The organism is Enterocloster lavalensis (assembly GCF_046603895.1).
Taxonomy (GTDB): domain Bacteria; phylum Bacillota; class Clostridia; order Lachnospirales; family Lachnospiraceae; genus Enterocloster; species Enterocloster lavalensis.
Genome location: NZ_CP176637.1, coordinates 3,029,515 through 3,047,153 on the forward strand (window position 1 = coordinate 3,029,515; position 17,639 = coordinate 3,047,153).

Sequence of the window (17,639 nt, forward strand, 5' to 3'; positions counted from 1 at the left end):
CCTAATCCAGGGGAATCAGCTTTTTCAAAGCGATTGCCGGCTCTTCCGGGGTGGTCTGATAAATGCAGTCCAGGCCGCAGCCCATGAGCTCCTTAAACTGTGCCACCTCATCTTCGTCACAGTACAGGTTGTTGTCAAAGCGGTTCCGCTCCCTGCCGGGCTTTTTCGGGGCTACCCGGCCATAGTTCCCAATATTGACAAATGGAATACCTTTGACAGCCCGGACCATTTTCAGCGCGTCCGCAGGGCTGTTCACCAATACCAGAACCTTTAACGGTTCGCATCTGGGATCATTTAAGGTGGCGATGGCCGCATCCAGGGTTTTGATCACGGTTTTGATTCCCGGAGGCGCGGCCATCTTTAAGGACTTCTGAATCATCACATTCTCCGCGGCGTGGTCATTGGCCACCACGATGCTGTCCACGCCGGTGTGGCGGGACCATTTGATGGCGATTTGACCGTGGATCAGGCGCTCGTCGATTCGGAATAATTTTATCATTTCAAATACCTCCTGTGCGGTTGTTTCTTTATGCGTTTTCCACCCGGCGTTTCATGGCCTCCGGGTTAAAGATACGCTCACCGGTGTCTGTCAGACGGTCAAATACGATTTTTCCGCCCACATAGGTCCGATGGCAGACAAACTGTTCGTCCACGAACATCAGGTCCGCCCGTTTTCCGGAGCGGATGGAGCCGGTTTTCTCCTGAATTCCCAGGAACCGGGCCGGATTAATGGAAGCCATCCTGAGAGCGGCTTCCAGAGGAACGCCCACATGATTTACCAACTGCCCGATATTGTACAACACCCATTTACCGCTGCCGCAGATGCGGCCATCAGAATTTAAGATCAGGCCCTTCTCGTCCGCGAACATTTTCCGGCCGTAGCGCATATAGGTCCCCGCGGGAAGGCCGGCGATGTAGTTGGAGTCCGAGATCAGGCAGAATTTTTCATAGGGCTGCAGCCGGAACATGATTTTTAACATGTCCGCGCAGATATGATTTAAGTCGGTAATCACCTCATAGTACAGGCCCTCCGACAGCAGCAGTGCGCCCAGTGCGCCCACGTCCCGGTGATGGATGCCCTGCATCCCGTTGCCTAAGTGAGTGGCGATGTCGAATCCCACATGTTCCAGGGCGTCATAGATCTCCCGGGAGTGGGCGGCCGTGTGGCAGCAGGCCACCTTAATACCCTGAGCGTGCAGGTAGCGGATCACATCATAAGCGCCCGGCAGCTCCGGAGCGATGGCCATCATGGCCATTTTACCGCCCGCTCTGGCGGTCAAGCGTTTTGTCTCCTCCACGTCCGGCAGAGGCCAGCTCATGCCCACCGTGTTTTCACCGCCCCGTGCCCAGAAGGGCCCCTCGCTGTGAATGCCGTAGATTGCGGCGCCCTCATAGTCCTGATCCATCACCCGGGCAACCGCCTCAAAGGCATCCTCCTTAGCGGTGGGCAGAATTCCGGTAACCCCTACCGAGGCCAGGGCTTTGGCGTAACCCCGCACGTCCTCGTCCTCACAGGGATCGGTCATGGACCAGCCGCCGAACCCGTGGTTGTGGATATCGATGATACCGGGATAGATGCCGAGCTCCCCGGCATCCTGGTAAGCCCCGTCGCAGTGATCGGAGATGTCCCGGATGTATCCGTCCTCAATGGTGATATACCCGTTTACCATTCCATTTTCCGTCAGAATCCGTTTTGATTTCCATGTGATTTTACTCATATCGCAAATACTCCCCTCTAAAAGATTCCGAAGAATGCCAGCACGATGGAAATGACAAGGATGCCGAATACCAGGGTGATGGGTTTATAGCCCTTTTTGATCAGCCGAACCATGCCGAATACCAGAAGAATGGACAGGATGCCCGGCATAATGGAATTGAAGATGTCTAAGACCACCACGGAAGTCTGCCCCACATTGATGGTCCAGGCCAGCTTCACGTTCACGGAGGATGCAACCATCGCGCCCACCATGGTGATACCCATGACGCCGGCGGCTTTGGTCAGCGCCTCCATGAGCCCTGATTCAAAGACGGAATCGATAAATGAGGTTCCATAGCGGTAGCCCATGCGCAGCAGATAATAGCGGGCCGCGAACTGGGAGAAGCCGTAGATCAGCACGAAGAGGATCACTCCCAGGAAATTGGCCTGGGCGCACAGTCCGATGGCGATGCCGGCCGCGATGACCCGCAGGCAGTTGAAGAAGAACGCATCGCCGATGCCCGCGGTGGGACCCATCAGAGCTACCTTGATATTCTCAATCACATCGTCGTCCACGCCGCCGGAAGTCTTTTTCTGTTTTTCCAGGGCGTAGGTGATTCCTGCGATCAGAGCGAAGAAAACAGCGTGGGTGTTGAAAAAACCGTTGTGCCGCTGCAGCGCTTCGGCCCGTTCCTTTTTATCCTCGTAGAGCTCTTCCAGAGCCGGTTCCATGGTCAGGGCAAATGCGTTCCCTTCCATCTTTACCATATTGAAACCTGAGAACACCAGACCGGAGTTCCAGAACATTTTCCGCAGGGTCTTTTTCTCCTGCGCTGTGTATGCAGACTTTGCCATCAGAACAAATCCTCCTCTCCCGCGGACTGCGCCGTTTTGTTTTCTGCCAGGCGCTTGATATCATTGAGTTTCTTTTCCATGCAGAAATAGGTGAAGGCCATCACGCCGGCGATGATTGCAATCGCAACAGTGGGCAGCTGCAGGTATTTCTGGAACACGTAGCCGATAAAGAAGAACCAGCCGATTTCCCGGTTCCAGATCATGGAGATCAGGATGGCGAAGCCGATACCGGTCATCATGGAGCTGGCGGCGGAGAGCCCGGACATGATAAAGGCCGGCATGCCGTTCATCACATGTTCCAGTCCCTGTACGCCGAAGGCGATAGCCGCAAACATGATAATGGTCTGAGGCAGACGGTCCAGGAACAGGCCGCAGCCGATGACCTGGGTGCGGAAGGCTTTCACGCGGCCGCTTCCAGCCAGGCGCTCCCAGTAGGGAGCCAGGGCCGCCAGGGCAGGCTTCCACATCTCGTTGGCCGATCCCATCAAGGTGCCGATGGGCATTGCCAGGGCCAGTCCGGTCTCAACGTCTGCGCCGGTGAGAATGGTGTAGGCCACGGCGATAATACTGCTGGCGCAGGCATCGGCCGGAATAGAACCGCCGATTGCGGAGATTCCCATAAAGATTGCCTCCAGGGAGGCGGCCATGATCATTCCGGTCCGTATGTCCCCCAGAAGCAGTCCGGTTAATGTTGCGGTCACGATCGGACGCTGAAATGTCTGCCACGACAGGAGACGGTCCACGCCCTGGACGATCAGCCAGACAAGCGCGCACAGCAAACCACTTTGTACCATAAAATAGTTCCCCCTTTTATTTAGTAAGATGTCTTTAATTATAGCCCGACGGGGAAAAAGTTCCATCCATACATATGCATTATGTCAGCTGAAAAACCTGTTTTTGCCCTTGGTGTAGTGCAAAAGTGTCAATGTTTACAGGCTGCTTCGGATAATTTCGGTTAAAGTATCCATGAGATGTTTTGATGAAAGGGAGGGAGTTAAATCCTCAAAACGGTCCGACAGGTAACGGACCGCGTGTTCCAGGTACCTCAGGACAAACGGGGAACCGTGAAAATCCACGGCGGTAAAGAGAACCGCTTTTACGTTATCCCCCTTGTACAGGATGGCTTTTTTCAGGAGATAGACTTCGAAAATCTGTTTCCCGGTGCGGCATGCGGGCACCAGTACGGTGAGGATCTGCCGATGGGTTCGTATGCGGTGATGTTCGCACAAATACGCGGCCAGCCTCTCCTTGCAGGCCAGATCCAGGCCCCACTGGTATGCAAGCAGTTGGAGAACGGCCTGAATCGAGTTTGCAGTGAAGTCTTTGTGCACCTGCACCACATCCCAACTGCACAGGGACAGTACGCTGGTGAGATCGTATCCCTTCAGAAGAATTTCCCGGTAAATGCGCTGGTAGTCCTGAATCTGCAGAATCGGATGAACTTCCGTGTAGGGCCAGGAGTAGCGGTAGGCGTAGGGGCGGAAGCTGCCGATCAGGCAGTCATAGTCCTCAAACGGATACTTCCGGGCCTCATAGAGCTCGCTGACCGTCAATTTTCCAATCCAGCCGGTGCCCATCCGGCGGCAGATTCCGTCCGCAATCGCCTGGGCGCTTCCCTTTCCGTTCCGGGCGCAGATCAGAATGCGCCTGGGAATATAGGGATAGGAGATGGAATCGATCAGCCCGTACAGACTCACGGCAAATAATTGAATACTGTATTCATTGATTTGCTTTCCGCAGATGCCGCAGAGGATTTCCGCCAGATCGTCCGCCAGCGCCATGGCGACCGGGGAATCCTGTATGGCGTTCTCCGACACGGAGTTGCCAACCAGGCGGCATTGGCTCAGGTTGAAATGCATCTGGATCAGGATGCGCAGTACGCCTGGAGTCAGCTTTTCCGCAAATTCCGGATCGATTTGCCGGATTGGGATGTTCCACCGGCTGCCCAGCTGCTCCAGAATCTCTTCGGACAGACGGGAAGCCTGGGGGTAGAAGGTGGGAAAACGTTCCGCCAGCCCGGTAACCCCGTCCCAATCCCCCCACAAAAGCAGCAGGAGAGCGATTGCAGTTACTTCGTCGTCATGAACGGCGAAATCGGGAAAATGTTCCAGCTCCGAAGCCAGGGTCCGGGCCAGTTCATATTCGCGGCAGCTTTGGATTTCTTTTTTCCACACGGTCCACTGGTCCCCTTGCAGCTCCAGACTGTGCCCGTCCTTCATCCGGTTTCGCAGTAAAAGGAGATAGTCCACCAGCCGGTTTACATAGATATCAAACACTTCGTTGTCCGAGGCGCGCAGGATTTCCAGGGTGGACCGGCGTATTTGGTCCTTGTCGTCCCGGTCCGCAAATGCCTGTTCGTAAGCGCTGTCCCGGAAGGTGACGACCCGCTTACGAAAATGATTCTCGTACAGCTCCAGAAGGCAGAGGCGCCGGTTAAATTCCCCTCCCGCCAGACGGATTCCCTTTCCCGACCTGGCGGGCAGGGAGAGATTGAAGGATCCGAGAAAGTCCCGCACGCCTGGCATCTCTTTTTTGATTGCGCTGGGGGACAGGTACAGCCGGTCAGCCAACTGTTCTAACCGGAAATATCCCTCCTCGTCCGCTCCCTCAAAGCGCATGACAGCTCTGGCGATGTGGTAGACCTGATTTTCCTTATGACCCTTGTCGATATTGCTGAACAGGATTTCCACCCGCTCCTTGGCCTGCTGGAAGCGGAGCGGATCCACCGCCTTCAGACAGTAGCCTTTGCCACGCACGGATTCCAGGGAGCCTCCGTTTTCCCGTGTGAAGATTTTAAGCTGTTCCATATCCCCCTTGACCGTGCGCTCAGAGAGTTGAAGCATCTGCGCCAGCTCGTTGGATTTTAGATATCCGCCGGTTTTTGACAGCAGATAAAACATTTTGGCGATGCGTCTATCCTCGGTTGCCATACAAACCCCGCTTTCTTATAATGAATGTGTACTGCCATTATCTCATAAAAACAAGCATTTTTCCACCAGCGGAAAGGCCGATGGCGAATGTACCCAATTCAGCCCGCAAAAAAATTAAAAATTCTATAATTTTTGTATTGACATTTTTTTAACAATACTTTATAATGCAAACAGTGAGATTGTTAATTAATTATCAATTAGCAATATATGAATTAAACCGAGCACAAACACAAGGAAAATGGAGGAAAAGGAAATGGCAAAGATGAAAGAACTGGTTGTTCCCGAAATCATTGACAGCGTAGACGGACTTGTTGCGAAGATGAACGCAATGCGCGAGGCGCAGAAGATTTTCGCGACCTACACTCAGGAGCAGGTCGATAAAATTTTCTTTGCGGCGGCCAGCGCGGCTGACAAGATGCGCCTTCCCCTGGCGAAGATGGCGGTTGAGGAGACCGGCATGGGCGTGGTAGAGGACAAGGTGATCAAAAACAACTATGCGGCCGAGTACATTTACAATGCATATAAAGACACCAAGACGGTTGGCGTGATCGAGGAGGATAAGGCCTACGGGATCAAGAAGATCGCAGAGCCCATCGGCCTGATCGCAGCGGTTATCCCCACCACCAACCCCACCAGCACCGCGATCTTCAAGTCCTTAATCTGCTTGAAGACCCGCAACGCCATCATCATTTCCCCACATCCCCGTGCGAAGAACTGCACCATCGAGGCTGCGAGAATCGTTCTGGAAGCGGCGGTTAAGGCCGGCGCTCCGGCGGGAATCATCGGCTGGATCGATGTTCCGTCCCTGGAGCTGACCAACGAGGTTATGAGAAATTCCGACCTGATCCTGGCCACCGGCGGTCCCGGCATGGTGAAGGCGGCTTACTCCTCCGGCAAACCCGCCCTGGGCGTTGGCGCCGGAAATACCCCGGTTATCATCGACGACACCGCGGATATCAAGATGGCCGTCAGCTCCATCATCCACTCCAAGACCTTCGACAACGGCATGATCTGCGCTTCCGAGCAGTCCGTGACCGTGATGGAGTCCATTTACAAAGAAGTCAGAAAAGAATTTGAATACAGAGGCTGCTATTTCCTGAAGCAGGGAGAGATCGACAAGGTCCGCAAGACCATCCTGGTGAACGGCGCGCTGAACGCCAAGATCGTTGGACAGCCCGCATACAAGATCGCCAAGCTGGCAGGCGTTGAGGTGCCCGAGGCCACCAAGATCCTTATCGGCGAGGTTGAGTCCGTGGACATCAGCGAGGAGTTCGCTCACGAGAAGCTGTCCCCCGTGCTGGCCATGTACAAGGCTAAAACCTTCGAGGAGGCCCTGGCTAAGGCGGAGCGCCTGGTGGCGGACGGCGGCTACGGCCATACCGCTTCCCTGTATGTGAATGTCAATGAAACCGAGAAGATCATGAAGCACGCAGAGCGCATGAAGACTTGCCGTATCGTGATCAACACTCCTTCCTCCCACGGCGGCATCGGCGACCTGTACAACTTCAAGCTGGCTCCGTCCCTGACCCTGGGCTGCGGCTCCTGGGGCGGCAACTCCGTTTCCGAGAACGTCGGCGTGAAGCACTTACTGAATGTGAAGACCGTTGCTGAGAGGAGAGAGAACATGCTGTGGTTCCGTGCACCTGAGAAGGTTTACTTTAAGAAGGGCTGCCTGCCGGTAGCGCTGCAAGAGCTGAAGGACGTGATGGGCAAGAAGAGAGCGTTCATCGTAACCGACTCCTTCCTGTACAAGAACGGTTATACCCATGCGATTACCGACCGTCTCACCGAGATGGGAATTACCTACACCGTATTCTCCGACGTGCAGCCCGACCCGACCCTGGCAAACGCACAGGCCGGCGCCAAGCTGATGAGAGATTTCGAGCCCGACGTGATCCTGGCAATGGGCGGCGGCTCCGCAATGGACGCCGGCAAGATCATGTGGGTGCTGTACGAGCATCCGGAAGTGGATTTCATGGATATGGCAATGCGGTTCATCGATATCCGCAAGCGCGTTTACACCTTCCCGAAGATGGGCGAGAAAGCGACCTTTATCGCGGTTCCCACCTCCTCCGGTACAGGTTCCGAGGTGACTCCCTTCGCCGTTATCACCGATCAGGAGACCGGCATCAAGTATCCGCTGGCTGACTACCAGCTGCTGCCCAACATGGCGATTGTGGATACGGACAATATGATGAGCCAGCCCAGAGGTCTGACCAGCGCTTCCGGCGTTGACGTACTGACCCACGCTCTGGAAGCCTACGCTTCCGTGATGGCCACCGACTACACCGACGGCCTGGCACTGAAGGCCATGAAGAACGTATTTGACTACCTGCCCACCGCTTACAATGAGCCGAGCAATGTGGACGCCCGCCAGAAGATGGCCGACGCCTCCTGCATGGCCGGTATGGCGTTTGCCAACGCATTCCTGGGCGTATGCCACTCCATGGCGCATAAACTGGGCGCGTTCCACCACCTGCCCCACGGCGTTGCAAACGCGCTGATGATCTCCCTGGTTGTGGAGTTCAACGCGGATGAGAACCCGCGCAAGATGGGAACCTTCTCCCAGTACCAGTATCCGCACACCCAGGCCAGATACGCGGAGTGCGCGCGCTTCTGCGGAATCAACGCCAAGGACGACGCCGAGGCTGTGAAGAAGCTGATCGAGAAGATCGAGGAGCTCAAGAAGGCCGTTGGTATCAAGTCCAGCATCAAGGAGTACGGTATCGACGAGCAGGACTTCTTAGACAGACTGGACGACATGGTCGAGCAGGCATTCGACGACCAGTGCACCGGCGCAAACCCGAGATACCCGCTGATGAGCGAGATCAAGGACATGTATTTAAAAGCTTACTACGGTAAATAATTTGATTCCCGTTTGGGAAATACCTTTATCCTTTGTGTTTGGGAGAGGCCGCCTGTTGTGTTACAGGCGGCTTCTTCGCATCTCTGCCCGGCGGCGTGCATTCCGCACCCGGTGGGATTTTTCTGTATTTCGTATTTTCACAACGGCCATATGGTTAAAATGCCTTTTGCTGCGTTAAAAAAATATTAGCACTATACAATTAATACAAATAACTGAACTTGTAACCAGAATGATCATATAAAACGAGCATAAAAACGATGATATAGTAAATTTATGGGGACATATTGACGAAACAATCATATAAATTACTAAATAATCATATAAAACACTTTAAATAATCATAAAGCTGTGATAATATGATTTCACAAGAGAACAACAAGATAAATATATGATTGTTATGATCGATTTGCGGTTAAAAAGGAGGAATAAGCAGAATGAGTAAGGTTGAAGAGCTCACAAGAGAAAAATGGGTTTTGGGCGCGTTCCCGGAGTGGGGGACCTGGCTGAACGAGGAGATCGACAACGAGGTGGTTCAGCCCGGCACCTTCGCGATGTGGTGGATCGGCTGCACGGGAATGTGGTTCAAGACGGAGAACGACACCAACATTGCCATTGATCTGTGGTTTGGGAACGGTAAGCGCACCCAGAAGAACAAGGAGATGGCGCCCTTCCACCAGATGCGCAACATGACCGGAGGAAGAAACACCCAGCCCAACCTGCGCGCCGCTCCGATTGTGTACGATCCCTTTGCGGTGACTAAGGTGGACGCAGTTCTCTCCACCCACTATCACAACGATCATATCGATCCGTTCTTTGCGGCCGCTGTGATGCAGAACTGTGCGGATGACGTGCCTTTCATCGGGCCGAAAGAAAGTGTTGAGAAATGGCTGAGCTACGGCGTTCCGGGAGACCGCTGCAGGGTGGTGAAGCCGGGGGATGTGGTGAAGGTGAAGGATTGTGAGATCGTGGTGCTGGATTCCTTTGACCGGACCTGCCTGGTGACCGTGGAGGAGGACGTGCGCGGCGTCTGCCCCACTAATATGGATGAGAAGGCTGTGAACTACCTGATCAAGACCCTGGCTGGAAATGTTTACCACAGCGGAGATTCCCACTACTCCACCTACTACGCCAAACACGGCAAGGACTACGACATCGACATCGCCCTGGGTTCCTACGGCGAGAACCCGGCGGGCTGCCAGGACAAGATGACCTCCGTGGACATTTTGAGAATGGCCGAGGCCCTGCGCTGTAAGGTTGTGATCCCGTTCCACTACGACGTATGGACCAACTTTAAGGCCGATCCCCAGGAGATCATGCTGCTCTATAACTACAAGAAGCACGTGCTGGATTACCAGTTCCATCCGTTCATCTGGGATGTGGGCGGCAAGTATGTGTGGCCTCTGGACCGGGATAAATTGCAGTACCACTACCGCAGAGGTTTTGAGGATTGCTTTACCGAGGAACCCAACGTTCCGTTCCGTTCCATTCTGTAACTGTTTGACTGTAGAGGGGTATTTAAGATGTTAAGAGAGTTCGTTGAGAAGAAACATTATAAATTTGCCACGGGCGCTGAAACCTGGCAGGAAGCCGTCCGAATGAGCTGTGAGAGTCTGGAGGCAGACGGTACGGTTAACGCCCAGTACGCGGAGGAGATTATCCGCTGCGTGGAAAAGTACGGCCCGTACATCATCATTATGCCGGATGTGGCGATGCCCCATTCCCAGGAGGGGTCGGCGAATGTAAACAAGACTGCGATCGGTTTTATGAAGCTGGAAAAGCCGGTGAGCTTTGATCCCGGTGATCCGGAGAAGGACGCCACACTGTTTTTCACCCTGGCGGCCAGCGATTCGGACCAGCATATGGCGAATATGGTAAAGCTGTCCGAGATGCTGATGACGGACGGGGTGGCGGATGCCCTGAAAGCTGCCCGCACACCGGAGGATCTCTTAGCAATACAGGAAAAGTACCTGGATTAACCATTTTGACGCATTCAGAAAATACTTCACGTTTCATCAGCCTTACGGTTGATGACGAGGTTGAATAGGGGGATTTATATGGATATTTTAATGAACATATGGTCATATTTTGCAACAAACATTCTGCAGCAGCCCGCGTTTATGATTGGCCTGATTGTTATCATTGGTTACATACTGCTCAAGAAGCCCTGGTACGATGTGCTGGGCGGCGGTATCAAGGCAATCGTTGGGTATATGATTCTGGCAGTTGGCTCCGGCGGGCTGGTCAGCAACTTCCGCCCCGTTCTGGTGGGACTGAAGGACCGTTTTAATCTGGACGCAATGGTAATCGATCCCTACTTCGGGCAGAACGCGGTTACCGCGGGCGTGGAAGAAGTGTTTGGGCAGAAATTTTCACAGGTTATGATGCTGCTTTTAATCGCATTCATCGTGAACATCCTGCTGGTGCGTTTCAGCAAGTACACCAAGCTGCGCGCCCTGTTTACCACCGGCCATGTGCAGGTGCAGCAGGCGTCCACCGCGTTCTGGCTGATCCTGTTCGCATGTCCCTTCCTGACCAACAATACGGCGATTCTGATCGTTATGGCGCTGATCCTGGGCTGCTACTGGGCCGTTGGCTCCAACCTGACCATCAAACCCACCCAGGAGCTGACGGACGGAGCGGGTTTCTGTATCGCACATCAGCAGATGTTCGGCGTGGCGTTCTTCTCATGGGTCGCGGACCGGATGAGCAAGAAGGGCAAAAAGAAATCCAAACGAATTGAAGATATCGAGCTTCCGGGCTTCATGTCCATTTTCAATGAAAACATGGTCTGCACCTCTCTGCTTATGCTGCTGTTCTTCGGCGGGATCCTGATGGTGCTGGGCAAGGATTATCTGATTACCGCCGGATTTATGAAAGAGGGACAGAGCTTCCTGTTCTATATTATTACGGTTTGTCTGAACTTTGCCGTTTATCTGGCGATCCTGCAGCTGGGCGTCCGTACCTTCGTGACCGAGCTGACCCAGTCCTTCCAGGGTATTGCGGATAAGCTGCTTCCCGGTTCCGTTCCCGGCGTGGACTGTGCGGTTACATACGGTTTTGGTTCCCCCAACGCAGTTCCCTTAGGCTTTTTGGCAGGCGCGGTGGGACAGTTCCTGGCCATCGGCGTTCTGATTCTGTTAAAGAGCCCGGTTCTGGTAATCGCCGGATTCGTGCCCGTATTCTTTGACAATGCCACCATCGCCGTGTATGCTAATAACAAGGGCGGCATGAAGGCCGCGCTGGTACTGCCTTTCATCTCCGGCCTGTGCCAGGTGTTTGGCTCCGCGTTTATCGCCTACTGGGTGGGAATGGCAGCCTACGGCGGTTATCTGGGAATGTTCGACTGGGCGATTCTGTGGCCGGCCATGACCGCAATTATGAAGTTCATCCCCTATGTGGGCATCGCCATCGTGGTGATCGGTCTGCTGGCAATTCCGCAGATCCAGTACCGCAAGGATAAAGAGGGGTATTTCCTGATGACTGAGGACTATGAGGCGTACAAGGCGTTAAAAGAGAAACAGAACAATTAATGAAGGGATTCTGAGGAGGTAAGGATCGATATGTTGAATATTATGGTATGTTGTGCAAATGGCGCAGGAACCAGTCTGATGATGAAAATGACCGCTGACAAGGTGGTAAAAGCGCTGAACATTAAGGTTGGAAAAATGCATCACTGCTCTCTCTCCGAGGGCAAGAGCGCCGCGACTCAGTATGATATCGTGTTCTGTCCCCTGAACTTCATCGATATGTTCAAGGACGCTGAGAAAAAGGGAACCAGGGTAATCGGCCTGAAAAATGTTCTGTCCAAGGACGAGATGGAGCAGAAGTTGAAAGAAAGCGGAATGATCTGACTGATACGGTAATGAGCACCCGCCGGCCCGCCAATTTGTTTGAGGCTGGGCCGGCGGGTGATTTAAGAATAACTGGCGAGGTCTTTTACGAACCGGGCGGTTGTGTTATAATGGGTGCAACATGAAAAGTGAGGTACACCTATGAAACGCGAACGGTCATTTGTCGAGAATCGACGTAAAAGCATACTGGAGACAGTTAACAACAATCCGGAAGTGAGAGTCGATCAGCTGGCGGAGCTTTTTAACGTTTCCCCCATCACCATACGCAGGGATCTGCAATTTTTGGAAGACCGGAAAAAGATCGTTCGGTTTTATGGAGGAGCTACGGCGAACAAGTCGGAAGAGCAGGCCCTGGACGAGATCAACATTTACCGGACCCTGATCGCCAAGTACACGGCCACCCTGATCGAGGACAAGGATATTCTGTTTATGAACACCAGCAGCAATGCCCTTCAGGTCCTGGAGTACGTGGAGGCCCAGAATGTGACGGTGATCACCAACAACGGCAAGGCGATTCATGCCAAACGCCAGCCCGGTGTGAATATTATTCTCACCGGAGGGGAAGTGCGCTACCCCAAGGCCTCCATGGTGGGAGACTATGCGGTGCGCAATATCCAGGCCATTCATCCAAAAAAATGTATAATAGGCTGTAAGAGCATATCCTACCGGAACGGAATCGCTTCCTCGCTGTTTAACGAGGCGAATATCAACGCGCTGATGCTGGAACAAACCATCGGCAGCCGTTATATTATCGCGGACCACAGCAAGGTGGGCGCGGTGAGCAATTTCCGCAACTGCGGCGTTGAGTCCATCACGGATCTGATCACCGACGAGCTTGCGCCCGAGGACGAGTTGGAGGCAATCCGGCGAAGGGGCGTAAAGGTCCACGTGGTGAGAAAGAAGGATTTCGATCTGGATTTTGGAATGTAGCCGCGAAAGGCAGTATTCAATCATGAAAATACAAAAAAAGGTAATTTCCAACCTGACAAAATGTTATTCCATCGCGCCGCTGTTCTACCAGGGCAGGGAACATTTCCTGGTGGCTGCGGAGAAGGTGGACCGCTGTCTCTTATTTGACGCTGACGGAACTGTGGAGGACACGGTGTGGAGCGAGCCGGGCGGCGTCATGACCATGGTGCAGGTGCCGGGCAGCGACGGCCAGTTTCTGGCCACCCACAGGTTTTACTCCCCCAACGACTCCAAAGAGGCGAAGATCGTGATCGCCACCCCGAAAGGGAAGGGGGACTGGGAGATCCGCACGCTGGTGGATCTGCCCTTTGTGCACCGCTTTGATATCCTGCAGAGGGGAGGCGTGCGCTACCTGATCGCCTGCGCCCTGAAATCCGGCCACGAGCACAAGGACGACTGGAGCCATCCGGGCAAGGTGTATGCCGCGGTGCTCCCCGAGGATCTGAGCGGGTTTGACCAGGATCACCAGCTGGAGCTTTCGGTGATTCGGGACGGCCTGGTAAAGAACCACGGCTATTACCGGGTGGAGGACGAGGGCGTGCAGACCTCTGTGATTTCCGCGGAGCAGGGCGTGTTCCAGTTTATTCCTCCGGCGCAGCCGGGAGGGGATTGGGAGATCCGAACCCTGCTTGAGACTCCGGCCAGCGATGCGGTGCTGCTGGACCTGGATGAGGACGGGGAGAAGGAGCTGGCTGTGCTGTCGCCCTTCCACGGGGACTGCATCAGCATTTACAAGAGAGAAAACGGAGCGTTTGTTAAGGTATACCAGTATGAGGAGAGCGCGCAGTTCGTGCACTCCATCTACGGCGGTATGCTCTGCGGTATCCCCCAGGTGGTGGTGGGACACCGGGGAGGCAAGCGGAATCTCATCGCATTTTCCTACGATACAGAAAAGGGACTTTATCGGAGCGAGCTGGTGGATGAGGACTGCGGTTCCGCCAATGTGTACCATTATGTGAAGGATGGAAAGGACGTTATCATATCCGCCAACCGGGAGATCGACGAGGTGGCGATGTATACGCTGGAGCCATGATTAAGACGATTATTTTTGACATTGACAATACAATGTACAGCTTCAAAACCGGGAATCAAGCCGGCATGGCGGCGCTCTGCGCGTACGCAAAGGAACAGTTCGGCATCACAGAAGGGGAGTTTCTGGATAAATTCAAAAAAGGTAAAAAACTGGCCGAGGACCGGGTCGGGACCGACACGGCGGCCATACACAACCGGTTGATCCGTATGCAGGTGATACTGGAGCTCATGGGGAAACCGTTGTTTCCCCATGCTTTGAATCTGTACCATTGTTACTGGGACGCGCTGCTTGCGTCGGCCAAACCGGAGCCGGGGCTTTTGGAGGCCATGGAGGCGCTTAAGGCCGCCGGGCTGACCCTGGGAGTGGGAACGGACATGACCGCCTATATTCAGTACAAAAAGCTGGAACGGCTGGGAGCGGCCCCCTATATTGATTTTATCACGACCAGCGAGGAGGTGGGCGCGGAGAAGCCCAATCCCCGGCTGTTTCTTGAATGCGTCAGGAAGGCGGGCGTTCCGGCAGGCGAATGCCTGTTTATCGGCGACAGCCTCGCAAAGGATGTGCGGGGAGCAATGGATGCCGGTCTGCAGGCGTTTTTGTATGCGCCGGGGAGCGCCCGGAAAGGGACCGGCGGAGAAACGGTGCCGGCGGCGGGCGCGTTAGCCCCGGCCCCGGCGGTTGCGGCGGGCGCATTGGCTCCGGCTCTGGCAGTTGCGGCGGGCGCGTTGGCCCCGGCCCCGGCGGTTGCGGCGGGCGCGTTGGCCCCGGCCCTGGCGGTTGCGGCGGGCGCGTTAGCTCCGGCCCCGGCAGTTCCGGCCGGTGTGACGGCGCTCACCAGCTTTTATGATCTGCCTAAGCTGGTGCGGGAAATGAACGCCCCAAACCGGTAGACAAGGAGGACGAATATGAAGAAAAGTTATACCCTGGGCCTTTATGAGAAGGCCATGCCGGGGACGCTTTCCTGGCGGGAAAAGCTGGAGGCGGCCCGGGATGCGGATTTTGATTTTGTGGAGATCAGCATAGACGAGACGGACCAGAAGCTGGCCCGGCTGGATATGAGCGCAGAGGAACGGCTGGAGCTGGTGCGCCTGATGGCGGAGACCGGGGTGCCCATCCGCACCATGTGCCTGTCCGGCCACCGGAAGTACCCCCTGGGCAGTTCCGACCCGGAGACCTGCCGTAGAGGCATGGAGATCATGGAGAAGGCCATCCGCCTGGCGGAGGATTTGGGAATCCGGATCATCCAGCTGGCCGGGTACGACGTGTACTATGATCCGTCCACGCCGGAGACGGTGGAGCGGTTTGGGAAGAATCTGGAAAAGGCCGTGCACATGGCGGCCAAGGCCGGTGTGACCATGGGCTTTGAGACCATGGAGACGGAGTTCATGAACACGGTGGAAAAGGCCATGAATTATGTGAACCGCGTGAACAGCACCTATCTGAACGTCTACCCGGATTTGGGAAATATTACCAACGCGGCCAAGACCTACGGGACTCAGGTGGCCGGCGACCTGCGCACCGGAACGGGCCATCTGGTCGCCATGCATTTGAAGGAGACGGTGCCAGGTAAATTCCGGGAGATTCCCTTTGGGACCGGCCATGTGGACTTTGAGGAAGGGATCGCGGTGGCCTGGGAGCTGGGCGTTCGGAAATTTGTGACGGAATTCTGGTACACCGGGAACACAGAGTGGAGAGCGGACCTGGCGGACGCCCGCGGCCGGATGGCTGCGATTCTGGACCGCCAGCCGGAATAGGGAGGAATGATCAAAATGCTGGAGCAATTAAAAAAAGAAGTATACGAGGCAAATATGCTGCTTCCCAGGTACAATCTGGTGACCTTCACCTGGGGAAATGTCAGCGGCATCGACCGTGAGAGCGGGCTGTTTGTGATCAAACCCAGCGGCGTGGACTACGATAAGCTGAGATCGGAGGACATGGTGGTGGTGGATCTGGACGGAAACCGGGTGGAGGGAGAGATGAACCCCTCCTCGGACACAGCCACCCATGTTGAGCTGTATAAGGCGTTTCCGAACATCGGAGGAATCGTGCACACCCATTCCCCCTGGGCTACCAGCTGGGCTCAGGCCGGCCGGGGAATCCCCTGCTACGGGACCACCCACGCGGATTATATGTATGGGGAAATCCCCTGCGTGCGGAATCTGACCAGGGAGGAGATCGAGGAGGCCTACGAGAAGAACACGGGCGTGCTGATTGCAGAGTATTTTAAGGATAAGGATTACGTGGCTATGCCTGCGGTTCTGTGCAAGAACCACGGCCCCTTCACCTGGGGGAAAAATGCCCACGAGGCAGTGCACAACGCCGTTGTGCTGGAAAACGTGGCGATGATGGCCTGCCGCTGCGAGATGGTGAATCCCCAGGTACAGCCCGCGCCCCAGGAGCTGCAGGACAAGCACTATCTGAGAAAGCACGGACCGAACGCGTATTACGGGCAGAAGTAGGAGCTGGCGGGGCCGCGCCAGCGGCCAAATGCGGCGGAATCTGGACAAATCAGAATTAGAATGAAGCAAAAAGCCGGTGTGAGTCTGGCGGTTTGATACCGCCGGGACCTACACCGGCCTTTTTGATATATACCACAATAATAGTGAAAAACGTCCGGTCTGCAAATCACCGGTCAGATAAATCCGCCCCTCACCAGCGTCCGGCGGATCTGCCGCCCTGCGATTACCGCGGCGATGGTTAATGCCGTGTCCTTGGGGATGAAGGCGGTGAAGGAGTAGGCCATGATCATGCCGAAGGACTTGTCGCCCGCCAGCAGGGCCCACTGAAGCCCCCCTGCGGCCTCCATGACCAGCATGCCGGTTACGGACAGTACGATGGAAAAAAACAGGCTCACGGGCGCGCTGGCGCTTTTTACGGGGATTGAAGCGCCGCAGAGAGCGGCCATCACTGGCCAGGCAAGAATATACCCTCCGGTCAGGCCGGTGATCACCCTCAGCCCGCCCTGGAAATTGGCGAACACCGGAAGCCCAACGGCTCCCAGCAATATGTAAACGATGGTGGAGAACAGGGCCCGCTTCCAACCCAGTACCACGCCGACCAGAGCCACGCCGAAGGCCTGAATGGTGATGGGCACGCCGGTGGGCATGGGCAGGGAAATCTGGGAGAAGGCGGCCAGCAGGGCGGCAAACATGCCGATCAGCACGATGTCGCGGGTGGACATGCGGGATTTGACGGTTTCATTGGTTTTGGCAGCGGTAGTGCTCATATGAGGTTCCTTTCCTATGGAAAATTATGGGTATAAAGGTGTGCCGGGCCCGCCAAACAGCGCAAGGGTTGATTACAGCACAGATTTAAAATATCACGTGCAACGCAAAATGTCAACCTATAAAATTTAATAGGTTGACATTTGGTTGAGGGCCTGATCCGATTTTCACCAAGTGTAAAAACCTGCGCAGACGGCAGACAGAGCGGAAAGGGT

Annotated in this window: 16 protein-coding genes; 10 read left to right on the top strand and 6 right to left on the bottom strand. The window is 54.9% G+C overall.

Annotation, left to right across the window (positions count from 1 at the left end):
• Window position 1: 1 nt before the first annotated feature.
• The 5 genes from ACK2JC_RS13460 to ACK2JC_RS13480 all read right to left on the bottom strand — a co-directional run bounded on the left by ACK2JC_RS13460 (window position 2) and on the right by ACK2JC_RS13480 (window position 5,481).
• A complete protein-coding gene (locus ACK2JC_RS13460) occupies window positions 2–499 on the bottom strand; it encodes a PTS system mannose/fructose/N-acetylgalactosamine-transporter subunit IIB (RefSeq protein WP_092362454.1) in 498 nt (165 codons plus the stop codon).
• A gap of 28 nt (window positions 500–527) precedes the next feature.
• A complete protein-coding gene (locus ACK2JC_RS13465; RefSeq protein WP_092362456.1) occupies window positions 528–1,718 on the bottom strand; it encodes an N-acetylglucosamine-6-phosphate deacetylase in 1,191 nt (396 codons plus the stop codon).
• Window positions 1,719–1,735: 17 nt separating this feature from the next.
• Window positions 1,736–2,551 carry a PTS system mannose/fructose/sorbose family transporter subunit IID gene (locus ACK2JC_RS13470; RefSeq protein WP_092362459.1) on the bottom strand — a complete coding sequence of 272 codons (816 nt, stop codon included), beginning with the start codon at window positions 2,549–2,551 and terminating at the stop codon, window positions 1,736–1,738.
• On the bottom strand, window positions 2,551–3,345 hold the full coding sequence (locus tag ACK2JC_RS13475; protein ID WP_092362461.1) for a PTS mannose/fructose/sorbose/N-acetylgalactosamine transporter subunit IIC: 795 nt from the start codon (window positions 3,343–3,345) through the stop codon (window positions 2,551–2,553). Before ACK2JC_RS13475 ends, ACK2JC_RS13470 begins: the two co-directional genes overlap by 1 nt.
• A 135-nt stretch (window positions 3,346–3,480) precedes the next feature.
• Window positions 3,481–5,481, bottom strand: a complete 2,001-nt coding sequence (locus ACK2JC_RS13480) for a BglG family transcription antiterminator (RefSeq protein ID WP_411338501.1) — start codon at window positions 5,479–5,481, stop codon at window positions 3,481–3,483.
• 253 nt (window positions 5,482–5,734) lie between these two features.
• Between ACK2JC_RS13480 and adhE the strand changes: the two genes are divergently transcribed.
• From adhE to ACK2JC_RS13530, 10 genes are all read left to right on the top strand, one after another.
• Entirely contained in the window at window positions 5,735–8,347 is a 2,613-nt protein-coding gene (adhE, locus tag ACK2JC_RS13485; protein WP_320937652.1) for a bifunctional acetaldehyde-CoA/alcohol dehydrogenase, read from the top strand.
• A gap of 434 nt (window positions 8,348–8,781) precedes the next feature.
• Complete coding sequence (ulaG, locus tag ACK2JC_RS13490) at window positions 8,782–9,840, top strand: L-ascorbate 6-phosphate lactonase (protein WP_368271170.1); 1,059 nt, start codon at window positions 8,782–8,784, stop codon at window positions 9,838–9,840.
• Window positions 9,841–9,867: 27 nt separating this feature from the next.
• Window positions 9,868–10,323 (top strand): PTS sugar transporter subunit IIA, encoded by a 456-nt coding sequence (locus ACK2JC_RS13495; protein ID WP_107435940.1) that lies wholly within the window; start codon window positions 9,868–9,870, stop codon window positions 10,321–10,323.
• Window positions 10,324–10,401: 78 nt separating this feature from the next.
• Window positions 10,402–11,877: a PTS ascorbate transporter subunit IIC gene (locus ACK2JC_RS13500; RefSeq protein WP_118754244.1), complete on the top strand. Its 1,476-nt coding sequence runs from the start codon at window positions 10,402–10,404 to the stop codon at window positions 11,875–11,877.
• A gap of 30 nt (window positions 11,878–11,907) precedes the next feature.
• Window positions 11,908–12,198: a PTS sugar transporter subunit IIB gene (locus ACK2JC_RS13505; protein WP_267903017.1), complete on the top strand. Its 291-nt coding sequence runs from the start codon at window positions 11,908–11,910 to the stop codon at window positions 12,196–12,198.
• Between the two features lie 141 nt (window positions 12,199–12,339).
• The gene (locus ACK2JC_RS13510; RefSeq protein ID WP_007705742.1) at window positions 12,340–13,128 is read left to right on the top strand and encodes a DeoR/GlpR family DNA-binding transcription regulator; all 789 of its coding nucleotides are present in this window, start codon (window positions 12,340–12,342) and stop codon (window positions 13,126–13,128) included.
• 22 nt (window positions 13,129–13,150) lie between these two features.
• Window positions 13,151–14,200 carry a hypothetical protein gene (locus tag ACK2JC_RS13515; RefSeq protein WP_227169519.1) on the top strand — a complete coding sequence of 350 codons (1,050 nt, stop codon included), beginning with the start codon at window positions 13,151–13,153 and terminating at the stop codon, window positions 14,198–14,200.
• Window positions 14,197–15,090 (top strand): HAD-IA family hydrolase, encoded by an 894-nt coding sequence (locus tag ACK2JC_RS13520; protein WP_320937651.1) that lies wholly within the window; start codon window positions 14,197–14,199, stop codon window positions 15,088–15,090. Before ACK2JC_RS13515 ends, ACK2JC_RS13520 begins: the two co-directional genes overlap by 4 nt.
• Window positions 15,091–15,105: 15 nt before the next feature.
• The gene (locus tag ACK2JC_RS13525; RefSeq protein ID WP_320937650.1) at window positions 15,106–15,954 is read left to right on the top strand and encodes an L-ribulose-5-phosphate 3-epimerase; all 849 of its coding nucleotides are present in this window, start codon (window positions 15,106–15,108) and stop codon (window positions 15,952–15,954) included.
• 15 nt (window positions 15,955–15,969) lie between these two features.
• Complete coding sequence (locus tag ACK2JC_RS13530; protein WP_320937649.1) at window positions 15,970–16,659, top strand: L-ribulose-5-phosphate 4-epimerase; 690 nt, start codon at window positions 15,970–15,972, stop codon at window positions 16,657–16,659.
• Window positions 16,660–16,832: 173 nt separating this feature from the next.
• Here ACK2JC_RS13530 and ACK2JC_RS13535 read toward each other — a convergent pair whose 3' ends face one another.
• Window positions 16,833–17,426 (bottom strand): biotin transporter BioY, encoded by a 594-nt coding sequence (locus ACK2JC_RS13535; protein WP_092362478.1) that lies wholly within the window; start codon window positions 17,424–17,426, stop codon window positions 16,833–16,835.
• Between the last annotated feature and the right edge of the window lie 213 nt (window positions 17,427–17,639).